Source organism: Actinoplanes sichuanensis (assembly GCF_033097365.1).
Taxonomy (GTDB): Bacteria; Actinomycetota; Actinomycetes; order Mycobacteriales; family Micromonosporaceae; genus Actinoplanes; species Actinoplanes sichuanensis.
Genome location: NZ_AP028461.1, coordinates 4,372,005 through 4,385,613, shown reverse-complemented (window position 1 = coordinate 4,385,613; position 13,609 = coordinate 4,372,005). Strand labels below are relative to the sequence as shown.

Sequence of the window (13,609 nt, the reverse complement as noted above, 5' to 3'; positions counted from 1 at the left end):
ACCAGCGGGCCCGGCCGCGCGATGGTGAATCTGCCGCCGGGGCCGTATCCGGACTTCGGGTCTGGAGGCGAAGCCCGGTGGAGGTTGCCGGGGCGCTTGCGATCACTTATGACCTGGCCTGCCAGGCAGGCGGACCAAGAGATCCGCGACCTTCGGCACCGGGTCACTCACCCATCGCCAGTCATCGATGTACGGTACGGTGGGAGCGCTCCCGCAATTCATCCATCACTCTGTTGAGGAGCCGAAGATGGTGCGATGGCGCTGTCGTACGGCCGCCATGACGGCCGGCCTGCTCACTCTCGTCTCGTCCGTACTGCCGGCCGCCTCCGGGCCGGCGGCCGGTGCCGCCCCGGTGCCACTGACCGAGCTGACCGTCGTCTCCGAGCAGGTGGCCTTCGGTCTGCAACGTCCCGTCGCGATCACCGGGTTGCCCGATGGTCGGATGCTGATCGCGGAGAAGGACGGCACCGTCCGCTCGTATCACCCCGACACCGGACTGGCGGCCGAACCGGTGCTCGACCTCACCGCCCGCATCGACACGTCCGACAACGAACGGGGCCTTCTCGGCATCACGCCCGCGCCGGACTTCGTACGCACCGGCATGCTCTACGTGTCCTACACGAGCCTGCCCGCCGGTGCGCTGACCCTGGCACGACTACCGATCGGCGCCCCGGACCGGCTGCAGGTGCTGCTCACCCAGGAGCACGCCGAGTACGGCAACCACAACGGCGGGCAGGTGGCCTTCGGCCGCGACGGCTACCTCTACTGGTCCACCGGCGACGGCGGCCACGCGAACGACCCGTTCAAATCCGGCCAGGACCTCGGCACCCTGCTCGGCAAGATCGTGCGGATCGACGTCGGCCGGGCCTGCGGGGCCAAGCCCTACTGCGTGCCCGCCGGCAACCCGTTCGTCCGCAAGCCGGGCGCCCGACCCGAGATCTGGCTCTACGGGCTGCGCAACCCGTGGCGGTTCTCCGTCGACGTCGACAACTCCCTGTGGATCGGCGACGTCGGCCAGGGCCTGATCGAGGAGGTCAACCACATCCGCCCGTGGCAGGGCGGCGCCAATCTCGGCTGGTCCTGCAAGGAGGGCACCCCGGTGTTCGACCCGGACCAGTGCCGCCCGGGCGTACGCTACGTCGACCCCGTCTTCGAGTACGAGCACTTCATGACCGAGAGCTGCTCGGTCACCGGCGGCGTGGTGTACCGGGGATCACGGACCCCCGAGGCGCGCGGCGTCTACATCGCGAGCGACTACTGCTCGACCCTCGCCTTCGCCGTACGCCCCCAGGCCGGCGGCGGCTACGAATCCGCCACCATCGGCCGGTTCCCCACCCAGCCGACCGCCTTCGGCGTCGACGTGCAGGGGGAGTTGTACGTGCTCAGCGACCTGCCGGGATTCCTGAGCCGGGTGCGCTTCGAACGAGTGCCACCGCCCGCCGGCCGGATCTGAACCGGTCAGCGCCGACGGGCGCGCGATGAGAGAATGTGGACGGTCGCCGGACCAGCCTCGAGCTCGGCGGCGCGCGGGAGGGCCACGGCATCAGCCGGCCGGTGCCCTCCCGCCCGTCGCGATGGAGCTGCCGGGTATCGCATCCACGGGTTTGACAACTGCTGGCGTTTCGGTTGTCAGTAGTTTTCATTAGCTCGCTATGGTTGTCGTCGTGAATGTGAAGGAATGGGCAGCGGCCACCGGGATCTCGTACGCGACAGCGTGTCGGCGTTACGCGGCCGGGACGCTGCCCGTTCCTACTTACCGGATCGGCCGTCTCATCATGATCGGTGAGCCGGTCACGGGAACGTCGGCCGGGGCCGGGTAGACCGTGGTGTATGCCGGGGTGTCGTCGGCCGACCAGAAGCCGGACCTGGATCGGCAGGTCGCCCGGGTGACCGTGTGGGCCACCGGGCAGAGACTCGGCGTCGACCGGGTGGTCACGGAGGTCGGGTCAGCGCTCGACGGGCACCGCGAGTTCCTCGCCCTGCTGCGTGACCCTGCCGTGTCGACGATCGTGGTCGAGCACCGGGACCGGTTCGCCCGTTTCGGGGCCGAGTACGTCGAGGCCGCGCTGACCGCGCAGGGTCGTCGCCTGCTGGTGGTCGACCCCGCAGAGGTCGATGACGACTTGGTCCGTGACGTGACGGAGATCCTGACGAGTCTGTGTGCGCGTCTGTACGGCCGTCGCGCTGCCGCGAACCGTGCCCGGCGGGCTGTTGAAGCTGCCACCGAGGAACCGGCGTGAAGACGATCCAGGCGTACCGGTTCGCCCTCGACCTCAACCCGGGCCGGGAACGTGATGTACTCGCCCATGCCGGGGCGGCCCGGGTCGCCCATAACTGGGCACTCGCTCGGGTCAAGGCCGTCATGGACCAGCGGAGCGCGGAACGTTCGTACGGTGTGCCGGACGAACAGTTGACGCCGTCGCTGTCGTGGTCGCTGGCCGGTTTGCGTAAGGCGTGGAACGCCGCGAAGCCCGAGGTGGCGCCGTGGTGGGGCGAGGTGTCCAAAGAGGCGTTCAATACCGGCCTGGACGCGCTCGCCCGTGGGTTGAAGAACTGGGCCGACTCCCGCAAGGGCACGCGTGCGGGGCGGCCGGTCGGGTTTCCCCGGTTCAAGTCCCGCCGCCGCACCTCACCATCCGTGCGGTTCACCACCGGAGCGATCCGTATCGAGCCGGACCGCATGCACGTCGTGCTCCCGCGTCTGGGCCGGTTGAAGCTGCACGAGTCGGCCCGCAAGCTGGCCCGCCGCCTCGAAGCGGGCACCGCGCGGATCATGTCCGCCACGGTGCGGCGTGACGGCGGGCGCTGGCACGTCTCCTTCACCATCGAGATCGAACGCGCCGAACGCGTCCCGGCCAGGCCCACATCGGTGGTCGGTGTGGACGTCGGGATCAAGCACCTTGCGGTGTTGTCGACCGGCGAACTGGTCGACAACCCTCGTCACCTTGTGGCCGTGCAGCAGCGCATGCGTGCGCTGGGTCGGGCGCTGTCGCGTAAGACCGGCCCGGACCGGCGCACCGGTCGACGGGCGTCGAAGCGCTGGGAACGGGCAGCGGCCCGCCTCGGCCGTGCGCACGCCCGGGTGGCGAACCAGCGCCGTGACGGTCTGCACAAGCTCACCACCCGCCTCGCCCGCGAGCACGGCACCATCGTGGTCGAAGACCTCAACGTCACCGGCATGCTCGCCAACCGCAAACTCGCCCGACACATCGCCGACGCCGGGTTAGCAGAGATCCGCCGCCGACTGGCCTACAAGACCGGATGGAACGGCGGCCGGCTGCTGGTGGCCGACCGCTGGTATCCGTCCTCCAAAACCTGTTCGGCATGCGGCACGGTGAAAACCAAGCTGGCCCTGTCCGAGCGTGAATACCAGTGCGAAGCGTGCGGTCTGGTCATCGACCGCGACCGCAACGCCGCACTCAACCTTGCCGCCCTCGCGGCCGAGTTCGACACCGCCGGGAGTGGCCCGGTGGCAGCACGTGGAGCCGACCAGAAGACCCGCGTACGCGGGCAGGTGGCCGTGAAACGTGAACCCGGCACGACACTCGTCGGTCAGACCGGGACCGTCCCGCCGCAAGGTAGGACTACCAACCGTGTGCTCGCTAAAGCGCACTGAAAGGTAACGGAGATGCTGCTGTGACGTCCTTGTTCGTGCGCCTGAAAGCAGCGACGGTCGTATTCGGTGTGGTCGTGGCGGGTGCAGCCGTACCGTCGCCCGCCTCCGGCACGCACCATGGGGGCGGCTATTCGGCTCTGATCCGCCGGGCCTCCTACGGCGTCCCGCACATCACCGCCGACGACTTCGGCAGCCTCGGCTTCGGCGTCGGGTACGTCCAGGCCGAGGACAACATCTGCGTCATCGCCGAGAGTGTGGTGACCGCCAACGGTGAGCGGTCGCGGTGGTTCGGCGCGGCCGGGCCGGACGACCCCAACGTGCGCAGCGACCTCTTCTACCGCAAGGCGATCGACGACCGCGTCGCCGAGCGGCTCCTCGAGGGCCGCCGCGACGGTGTGCGGGCACCGTCCGACGACGTCCGTGACCAGATCCGCGGCTTCGTCGCCGGGTACAACCACTTCCTGCGCCGTACCGGCGTGCAGCGCCTGAGCGACCCGGCGTGCCGAGGCAAGGCCTGGGTGCGCCCGCTCTCCGAGATCGACTTCTGGCGTACGTCGTGGGACAGCATGGTCCGGGCCGGGTCCCGAGCCCTGCTCGACGGCATCGTCACCGCAACGCCACCGACAGCCGCCGGGCCCGCGCGAGCCTCGACAGTCCCCGACGCTGCTGCCGTCGTCGCAGCTCTCGACGGGGCGAGCGCGGGCATCGGGAGCAACGCCTACGGGCTCGGCGCGCAGGCCACCACGAACGGCAGCGGCATGGTGCTGGCCAACCCGCACTTCCCGTGGCAGGGCGCCGAGCGGTTCTACCGGATGCACCTCAAGGTGCCCGGCCGCTACGACGTCGAGGGCGCGGCGCTGATCGGCGACCCGCTCATCGAGATCGGCCACAACGGCACGCTCGCCTGGAGTCACACTGTCTCCACCGCGCGCCGGTTCGTATGGCATCGCCTCAGCCTCGTACCAGGCGATCCCGCCTCCTACTACGTCGACGGCCGGCCGGAGAGGATGCGCACCCGCACGGTCACCGTGTCGACCGGCAGCGGCCCGGTCAGCCGGACCTTCCACGACACCCGCTACGGCCCGGTGGTCGTGGTGCCGGGCACGTTCGACTGGACGCCCACCACGGCGTACGCCATCACCGACGTCAACGCGGGTAACAACCGTGCCTTCGACGGGTGGCTGCGGATGGGCCAGGCCAAGGACGTCCGAGCGCTCAAGGCGGTCCTCGACCGGCACCAGTTCCTGCCCTGGGTCAACGTGATCGCCGCCGATGCCCGCGGCGAAGCGCTCTACGGCGATCACTCGGTCGTCCCTCGGGTGACCGACGCGCTCGCGGCCGCCTGCATTCCGGCGCCTTACCAGCCCCTCTACGCCTCGAGCGGCCAGGCGGTCCTGGACGGCTCCCGGTCGGACTGCGCGCTCGGCGCCGACCCCGACGCCGCGGTCCCCGGCATTCTCGGCCCGGCCAACCTGCCGGTGCGATTCCGCGACGACTACGTCACCAACTCCAACGACAGCCACTGGCTGGCCAGCCCGGCCGCGCCGCTGGAGGGCTTCGCACGGATCCTCGGCAGCGAGCGCACCCAGCGCAGCCTGCGTACCCGGCTCGGGCTCGACCAGATCCAGCAGCGCCTCGCCGGCACCGACGGCCTGCCCGGCACCGGCTTCACCACCGCCCGCCTCTGGAACGTCACGTTCGGCAACCGGGTGCACGGCGCCGAACTCGTCCGCGACGACCTCGTCACGCTGTGCCGGCAGCAGCCGACCGCGACCGCCTCGAACGGCGCCACCGTCGACCTCACCGCGGCCTGCGAGGCGCTGTCGGGCTTCGACGAGCGCGTCGACCTGAACAGCCGCGGCGCGCACCTGTTCTCCGAGTTCGCCCTCGCGGGCGGCATCAGGTTCGCCGACACCTTCGACGTCACCGACCCGGTGCGGACCCCACGCCGCCTCAACACCACAGATCCACGGGTACGCACAGCGCTCGCCGACGCCGTGCAACGGCTCGCCGGCATCCCGCTCGACGCGAAGCTGGGCGACATCCACACCGACAGCCGCGGCGAACAGCGCATCCCCATCCACGGCGGCCGGGGTGAGGCCGGCGCCTTCAACGTGATCACCAACCCGCTCGTGCCGGGCGTGGGATACCCGCAGGTCGTCCATGGAACATCGTTCGTGATGGCCGTCGAACTCGGCCGGCACGGCCCGTCGGGACGGCAGATCCTGACCTATGCCCAGTCGACCGACCCGAACTCGCCCTGGTACGCCGATCAGACCAGGCTCTACTCGCGGAAGGGCTGGGACACCATCAAGTACACCGAGGCACAGATCAAGGCCGACCCGAACCTGCACACCTACCGGGTGACCCAGCGCCGCGGCTGACCCGGCCCACCCGCACGAAGCGTCTTCCGTGATCGACCGTGTCGCCGGGCTTGCGCGGTTGGCGGCTGTGCCGCCCGCGCAAGCCCGGGTGGACTCCAGGGGTCGCCGGACCGGTTCCCGCTGCCACCGGGTCGGGCGGCGCCATGCCCCCTCCGCCGGGCCGGACCGGGATCCGGGCATCTCCGGCGATGTCAACTCGCTCGGGAGGTGTCGCCGGGAGAATCGCTGGTGAGATGGTCTGAGGAAGGGTTCGAGGTGACTGTGGCCGACCCTGGGCGGGGTACCCGGTTGTGGGTGTTGGCCGCCGCTCCGATGCTGGTTCTCGCCGGCGGGGTAGGGGTCGGCACGGTGGCGGGGTTCGTGGTGGGCGCCGCGCAGATGGCGGGTGCGGACAACGACTGGGCGGCGCTCGGCGCCTTCCTGTGGGGCTTGCTCGTCGGGATCGTGGTCGCGGTCGTCGTGTACGTGGCGGCGCTGATCGTTGTGGCGCGGCGGTTGTTCGCGCCAGGGAGACGTGCGGCACCGGTGCTGCTGACCCTGCTGGCGCATTCCACGTCATCGGCGTCTACGGCGGATTCCTTGACAAGTTCCCGGCCGGCGCCTGGATGAACCGGTCCCTGACCCTGCGCACCGGCCAATGCCACGTCCAGCGTTACATGAAGCCCCTGCTGCAGCGCATCGAACGCGGCGAAGGCAGGAACTTCTGGGTCCAGCCGCACATGCCGTCGACCGCCGCGCGTAGCGCGTCGCCGGCCTCGGTGAGGGTGTATTCGACGCGGGGCGGGATCGTGGGGTGCACGGTGCGTTCGACCAGGCCGTTGTGTTCGAGCATGCGCAGGTTCTGGGTGAGCATCTTGTGGCTGATGCCGCCGATCTCGTCTCGCAGTTCGCCGAACCGCATGGTCCGCTGCCCGAGGAACTCGATGATCAACAGCGCCCACTTGTTGGCGATGTCGGCGAAGATCTCCCTGGCCAGGGAGTCGGCGCGGGCCAGGTCGGCGTTCGGATCGAGCGCCGCGATCTCGGTGCGGGTTCCCATTCGACACTCTCCCTCCGACGACCGATGACACAACGTACCGCCGCGGCGGGTCTCGGCAGCAGGGGACCCGCCGCCCCTGCCGACCTATCGACGGCCGTGGTCGGCGGGTTCGCCGCCAGCGTCGGGCCGCGACCAGCCCGTTTGCGGGTCGAAACAGACAAGCCCGAACCGGGCTGCCAGTTCTGCTGAGTAGAGGGTCACCTCGCCGGCCCGGCTGTAGCTGAGGGTGATGTATGCGATCGATCCGGAGGCGAAGATATGCGCCGAGTACGGGCTGTCCTCGGAGTCTTCGGGCCAACGGGCCAGAAGGGCCTCTACGAAGGCGGCGACGGATGCGACCGGTTCCGTCGGCCGGTCGTCCTCGACATATTCGCTGAACAGACGCTCGAAGGTCGAATCAGCGTCGGCGCCGGTCGTGGGCTGCGGCCCCTCCCAAACGGCCAGGTCATAACTCATGAGGAGCAGTATTCCGGGACGCTGTAGGTCTTCGGGCTTGTCAGCGCCGAAGCGGGCCACGTGCCCACCGGCGTCAACGAACGAGTCGACGGTGTCGCGCATCGCTGAGGCCCAGTACTCGTCGTGGCCGACGAAGATCGCGCAGGCGTACGGGTCTTTCAGCAAGTGGCAGCGCCCGTCGAGTGCGTCCGGCCCGCCAGCCGATGCCCGAGGACAGTGCAGATAAGCGTCTACTTCACCGAGAGCCAGGAGGCGTTCATGCAAGGCCACATGGAGGCGTTTACTGACTCGCCCTCCCATGCTGCCGACTCAGGCTCCCGTAAGAAGGTTAACCGAGCGCCGCTACCGCGTCACCTGCTGCTTGCCGTTCGCGGTTCAGTCACCGATTAAGACCGATTTTCTCTAATGCTTCATCGCCTGGTTCTTATTGAGAGCTGAAGGTCGGTCAGGCCCTTGTTGTGGCGATCTCCACGTGATCAGATTCTGGAACTTCCTTGTAGTCGGATCTCGTTGTCATGTGAAGGATCTTCCCAAGTCGCAGCACCGGATCCGTCAGTCTCTCGTCTGGTGACGCTCGGCATGGGGGGCATGGGGGGCATGGGTTGGAGGTGATGGACCGCGTCAGCGACCCCGGGGTGAACCCATTTTCCCGACAACGCCGGTACCTAACCGCACAGCGGGTAAAAGGATCAGCGCTCCGGCCGATGTATACGACATCGATCATCCTCGGATAGTACGACGTAGCCCGCCCTGTCGAGCGGACAAGCCCATTCGCTAATGCAGCCGCCCTGAGAGTAGCCACGACGGTTGCTGTTCGGATTATCGACACAAACCGGAGGCGTGTAGAGAGCATCTGTCATCGCGCTCTATCTCGGGACGAACTCCCCGCCAACTTCCACCCTTCGAAGTGAGTGACCCAAAGCAATGAGCAGAATCAGATCCTCCGTCGCGTTTAGATGGAAGGCCGCCACGACCGCCGTAGTCCTCGCGGTGGCAGGAATAGCCCAGGGGCTCGACGCCGGGCCTGGGTTCGCCGCCGACAACTCGGTAGCCGGACAGCTGAACAACCTCTTCACCACCTACGGCAACGCGGGTGGCCATTGGACCGGCGCGGATGCCACGGCATCGGTGCCACTGCCGGACGGTCGCACGGCATGGCTGTTCTCCGACACGTTCCTCGGCACCGTCAACGCCGACGGCAGCCGGCCCACCGGGACGCCCCTAGTGAACAACACGATCGTCGTACAGAGCGGTGACTCACTGGTCAGCACACTCCATGGTGGAACCGCAGCGGCGCCCGAAGCACTCGTCAAACCGGCCCAGGCCGGTGAGTTCTTCTGGGTCGCCGACGGGACCGTGGAGAACGGATCGCTGAAGGTCCTCTACAACCGCTACAAGCGGGTCGGCAGCGGCAATCTCGAAATGGAGATCACCGGGACTTCGCTGGCCACGTTCGCGCTGCCCAGCCTAACCCTGAGTAACGTCACGGATCTGCCGTTGAGCGCCAAGAACGCCTGGGGCGGCGCCATCTTGGAGGACGGCGCCTACACCTACGTGTACGGCACCGACCAGACCTCAGGGCTCAAGTTCGCGAAGGTCGCGCGAGTGCCTGCGGGCGGGCTCGGCGGGGCCTGGCAGTTCTGGACCGGTTCGGCATGGTCGTCGACGGAAACCGACGCCACGAAGGTTCTCAGCGGGGTCGGCACCGCGTTCGGCGTGCAGAAGGTCGGCAACCAGTATCTCCTGGCCACGCAGGAGAACAATGCCCTGTTCGACCCTCAGTACCCGATCTACACCGCCACCTCACCGGTTGGGCCGTTCGACGCGCCGAAATACCTGTTCACCACGCCGGAGCAAAAGCCGGGTGAGCCGATCGTCAGCTACGACGCCCACCTGCACCCTAACCTGGCCCCCAGCGGCAAGCTCCTGATGTCGTACAACGTGAACACGCTCGAAGACACCCGGACGTTCGCCGACGTCAGCATCTACCGGCCGCGCTTCGTGGAGATTGCCTGGCCGCCCGCCACGCCGGACCCGGCCGCCGTCCCAGCCGCGCCAACCGGGATCAACGCCACCGTGAACTCGGCCGGCGGCGTGGCGCTGACTTGGCAGGCCGTCAGCGGCGCCACCGGCTACTACGTCTACCAGCGCAATGCCAGCGCCGGTCAGACTCACTTCGTACGGGCCAGTTCCTCGATCACCGGCACATCGCAGACCATCGGCCTGCTCGCCACCGAGAACACCTACGAATTCAAGGTGACCGCGGTCAACGCCACCGGCGAAAGCGCCTTCTCCCGGGTCGCCAGCGCCACCCCGGTCATTACCGCGCCGCCCGCGCCGGCCCGGGTTACCGCGGTCGCCGACACCCTCGGTGCCATCCGGCTCAGCTGGCAGGCCGTCCCGGAAGCCTGGAACTACGAGATCTATCAGCGCGACGTGACCGCCGGGGAAACCACCCGAACCTTCCTGACCCGCCTGGGCAGGGGATCCACCAGCCAGCACCTGCAGTGGCTGGAGCACAACCACCAGTACGAGTTCCACGTCGTCGCCGTGCACGGCGGCGGCTCATCCCCGGCCTCCCTCACCACCTCGGCTACGGCTTCTTATAGCCTGCCGCCTGCTCCGACCACGGTAACGGCCACCGCCAACGGGGACGGAACGATTGCGCTGTCGTGGGCTGCGGTCGGCCAGCCGGTCCTGTACTGGGTCTACCAGCGTGACGCGACCGCCGGAGAGGCATTCCGTAAACTGGGCGTTCCAACGGACCGCACGGCCATGACGGCGGCGTTCCTGACCCACAATCACGTGTACGAATTCAAGGTGTCCGCCGACAACCGCGGAGGCGAGGGGCCACTTTCCGCGGTGGCGCAGGCAACCGCCGGGTACCCGGTCCCGGCCGCGGCTACCGGCCTCACCGCTGCTGCGGGCAACGGCCAGGTCAGCCTCGAATGGACGGCCAGCGCCACACCGAACGTCTGGTACAACGTGTACCAACGGGACGTGACCCTCGGTGAGGCGTTCAAGGCGCTGCAGCTGCCGGTCACCACCTGCTGCTCGTTCACGCCGGAATACCTGGCCAACGGCCATACCTACGAGTTCGCGGTGACCACCACGAGTCAGGGCGGCGAATCCGCCAAGAGCAACCTGGTGCAGGCCAAGCCATTCCAGGCCTTGCCCGCCCAGGTGACCGGGCTGGCCGCGGCCGCGCAGACCGACGGCACGATCAAGCTGACCTGGACCAACGCCGGCGAGAACCTCTGGTACGACGTGTACCGCCGCGACGCCACGGCCGGTGGCTCGTTCGTCAAGCTTGGTGCCCCGGTGACCAGCTGCTGCACCTTCACCGACCAGTTCCTCACCCACAACCACGCGTACGAGTACAAGTTCGCGGCGACCAACGCCACTGGAGCCGGCCCTCAGTCCGCGGTGGCCGGCGCCACGGCGAAGTACACCCCGCCCACAGCGCCGAAGAACCTGACCGGTAAGGCCAGCGGCGGCGCCGCCATCCACCTCGACTGGGATGCCCCGTCGTCCGGCAGCTTCAACTACTGGGTTCACTACCGCAACGTCACGACCGGCCAGGCTTTCCAGAAGGCCGCCTTCCCGACCGGCAAGACCGAGATCGACCTCGAGTACCTGCAGATCAACAACATCTATGAGTACAAGGTCAGCGCAGAGAACCAGGGCGGTGAAGGGCCGGCCACGTCGACGATCCAGGTTAAGGCCACCGGAAATGTCGCGCCGCCCAGCAAACTCACCGCGACCGCAGGCGACGGCAAAGTCGTTCTCAGCTGGCTGGCCAGCACCGACAGCGGCGTCACGTACAACATCTACCAACGCAAGGCCGGCGAGTCCTGGAAGCTGCTGCCCCTGTCGATCACCGGCACGACCATGACCGCTGATTACCTCGTCAACGGTGTCACATATGACTTCAAGGTGACCGCCTCGACATGGGCGGGTACCAGCAAGGCCACCGAGCCCGCCACAGCGAAGCCGATGCCGGCCCTGCCCGCAGCACCCGGCAACCTCAAGGTGAACGGCATCGGTGACGGGCAAATCACTCTTCTCTGGGGCGCCAGCAGCACCAGCGCGGTCAACTACGTGGTCGAGATGCGTCCGGTCGGCGGTACCTGGAACCAGCTCGACCTCGCGGTGGGGTGCTGCTCGTACACGGTCAAGCTGCTGCGCAACGCGACCCAGTACGAATTCCGGATCTGGACACAGAACCTCCGGGGCCTGTCCAGCACACCCAGCAACATCATCAGCGGCACGCCCAAGCCACTACCCCCACAGCCCGCGTCGGGCCTGTCGGCTGAAGCCGGCAACGCGCAGGTCAAACTGACATGGACCAGGAGTTCGACCGCGAACGCGGGATACTGGATCGAGTACCGGGCAAAGAACGCCGCCACCTGGAACCGGCTTCGATTTGCGGTGCCGAATGCCTCCTTCACCGTGCAGGCCATCGCCAACTTCCAGCAGTTCGAGTTCCGAGTGATCGCCACCAACGCCGCCGGCGACGCCACCCCGTCGAACATCGTCACCGCCACACCGTTTGTTCCCAAACCTTCCAAACCGACCGGCCTGAAACTGACACGAGACTCGTTCGCGGACATGATCGTCAACAGTGTCAAGGCGGAGTGGAACAAGAACCCGGAGAAATATGTCCGCTACCGGCTGTATGTGAGCAACGGGCACGGTTGGAAGGAACTCTTTCGCGAGGACATGGAGTCGAATTACGAGTTCGTCAAGGAATTCCTGGAAGGGACGTATTCATTCAAGGTCCGCGTCGTCAACGAAGGAGGGGAAACCGATTCCGACGTGTCCTCGATCTTCATGCCCAAGACGAAGGCGCAGGCCTATCACCTGCTGACCGCTGCGACGAGTGACTCGTATTCCGCCTGGTCTACCGCCAAGGCTAAAAGCGGCGGTGAGTGGTCGGAGTACAACTTCAACTGGAATGACGATGGATGCAGCGTGCCACCCGAGGTCGACAAGGTTCTGAGGTTCAACGCGGCGTTCTTCCATAGCGCTTGCCAGCGTCACGACTTCGGATACCGCAACCACAGCAGCTGGGGGGACAGAGGTGTAATCGACAGGCTCCTCGGTTGGGATGCGAACAACCTGTGCGCCAGCGTGCCGACCGCCGACGGCTATCGAGATGCCTGCAAACTCAGCGCATGGGGCTTCTACAAAGCAGTCGATATGCGTGGAGAACTGTACTGGTAGATTCCCCGAGTGGGTGATAGATGATCATGGTCGGCGGGAACGCGAAGTCGCGAGCCCGCCGACCACCGCGATGGTCACCGTCGCGGACCTGCACCCAGTCACCGCCGACCGTCGGCTCTTCTTCTCCGAAACGGGCACCGCGCCGCCGTCGGACCGCCCGCTCGTTCGCTGCGACCGTCATGCATCACCAACAGCCACTTCATTTAATGAAGTGCGACTGCGGGCCAGTCGGGCTTGTCGAGATGATCGGCGGGGTCGCTCGTTCGCGGCGTCCCAACCGACGGTGGCTCGGATTCTTGGCCGACAGCCCGCGACCCGGTCGATCTGGTCAGCGGTCAGCTTTGGCGGGTGCCGTCGCGGGTCTCGCGGATGATGTCCGCGGGGCCGCCGTGACGGGCAGGCTCTTCGATCATGTGGAGCAGGACGTAGCGCACGTTGCACTCGATGATGTCTTTCCGCGCGCACGGGATATCAAGATCTATCGCGGCCACGATGGCGCGGGATTCCTTGATCTGTTCCCGGTAGTACGCGACCCAGTGGTCCACGGCGTCGCTCTCGTTGACCATCATGTCGGCGTCGCGGGGCTCAGGCATGACGGCGGGCCACTTCTCGGGAGACAGCGTCCGGCCACGATGACTTGGAACCAGCGGCGCTCCCAGGTGGCGGCCTGCTTGACGAGCCCGAGCAGCGACAACGAGCTAGCGCTTTCGGTCGTTCGGGCCGCGTCGTCGAGACCTTCGAGTGTCAGGAGCAGCCCCTCACGCTGGGAGTCGAGGGAGCCTTCCAGGCCTCGCGCTCCGAGAATTACGTATATCTATCCCTGTGGTCGGACATGCTGGAATGTTAACAGCGAGTACGGCTATGCCGCGGACCGCTGATGCCGCCGAG

The 13,609-nt window shown here is 67.3% G+C and carries 9 protein-coding genes and 1 pseudogene; 6 read left to right on the top strand and 4 right to left on the bottom strand.

From position 1 onward, the window contains the following. Positions 1–247 precede the first annotated feature (247 nt). From Q0Z83_RS20140 to Q0Z83_RS20120, 5 genes and pseudogenes are all read left to right on the top strand, one after another. Positions 248–1,453, top strand: coding sequence for a PQQ-dependent sugar dehydrogenase (locus Q0Z83_RS20140; protein ID WP_317795500.1), 1,206 nt, complete (start codon positions 248–250; stop codon positions 1,451–1,453). A 211-nt stretch (positions 1,454–1,664) separates the two neighbouring features. After that, positions 1,665–2,240: pseudogene (locus Q0Z83_RS20135) on the top strand (IS607 family transposase). After that, positions 2,237–3,616 (top strand): IS607 family element RNA-guided endonuclease TnpB, encoded by a 1,380-nt coding sequence (gene tnpB, locus Q0Z83_RS20130; protein WP_317795499.1) that lies wholly within the window; start codon positions 2,237–2,239, stop codon positions 3,614–3,616. Before Q0Z83_RS20135 ends, tnpB begins: the two are co-directional and overlap by 4 nt. A gap of 20 nt (positions 3,617–3,636) precedes the next feature. Then, positions 3,637–6,000: an acylase gene (locus Q0Z83_RS20125; protein WP_317795498.1), complete on the top strand. Its 2,364-nt coding sequence runs from the start codon at positions 3,637–3,639 to the stop codon at positions 5,998–6,000. Positions 6,001–6,294: 294 nt separating this feature from the next. Next, a complete protein-coding gene (locus Q0Z83_RS20120) occupies positions 6,295–6,609 on the top strand; it encodes a hypothetical protein (RefSeq protein WP_317795497.1) in 315 nt (104 codons plus the stop codon). Between the two features lie 43 nt (positions 6,610–6,652). Here the strand turns inward: Q0Z83_RS20120 and Q0Z83_RS20115 are convergent, their stop codons facing one another. Then, complete coding sequence (locus Q0Z83_RS20115; RefSeq protein WP_317795496.1) at positions 6,653–7,039, bottom strand: winged helix-turn-helix transcriptional regulator; 387 nt, start codon at positions 7,037–7,039, stop codon at positions 6,653–6,655. A gap of 84 nt (positions 7,040–7,123) precedes the next feature. Continuing rightward, complete coding sequence (locus tag Q0Z83_RS20110) at positions 7,124–7,660, bottom strand: N,N-dimethylformamidase beta subunit family domain-containing protein (RefSeq protein WP_317795495.1); 537 nt, start codon at positions 7,658–7,660, stop codon at positions 7,124–7,126. 759 nt (positions 7,661–8,419) lie between these two features. Here Q0Z83_RS20110 and Q0Z83_RS20105 point away from each other — a divergent pair. Beyond that, positions 8,420–12,721 (top strand): phospholipase A2, encoded by a 4,302-nt coding sequence (locus Q0Z83_RS20105; protein ID WP_317795494.1) that lies wholly within the window; start codon positions 8,420–8,422, stop codon positions 12,719–12,721. 335 nt (positions 12,722–13,056) lie between these two features. Here the strand turns inward: Q0Z83_RS20105 and Q0Z83_RS20100 are convergent, their stop codons facing one another. Further along, a complete protein-coding gene (locus Q0Z83_RS20100; protein ID WP_317797104.1) occupies positions 13,057–13,341 on the bottom strand; it encodes a mycothiol transferase in 285 nt (94 codons plus the stop codon). After that, on the bottom strand, positions 13,287–13,508 hold the full coding sequence (locus Q0Z83_RS55825) for a mycothiol transferase (protein WP_378078441.1): 222 nt from the start codon (positions 13,506–13,508) through the stop codon (positions 13,287–13,289). Before Q0Z83_RS55825 ends, Q0Z83_RS20100 begins: the two co-directional genes overlap by 55 nt. Between the last annotated feature and the right edge of the window lie 101 nt (positions 13,509–13,609).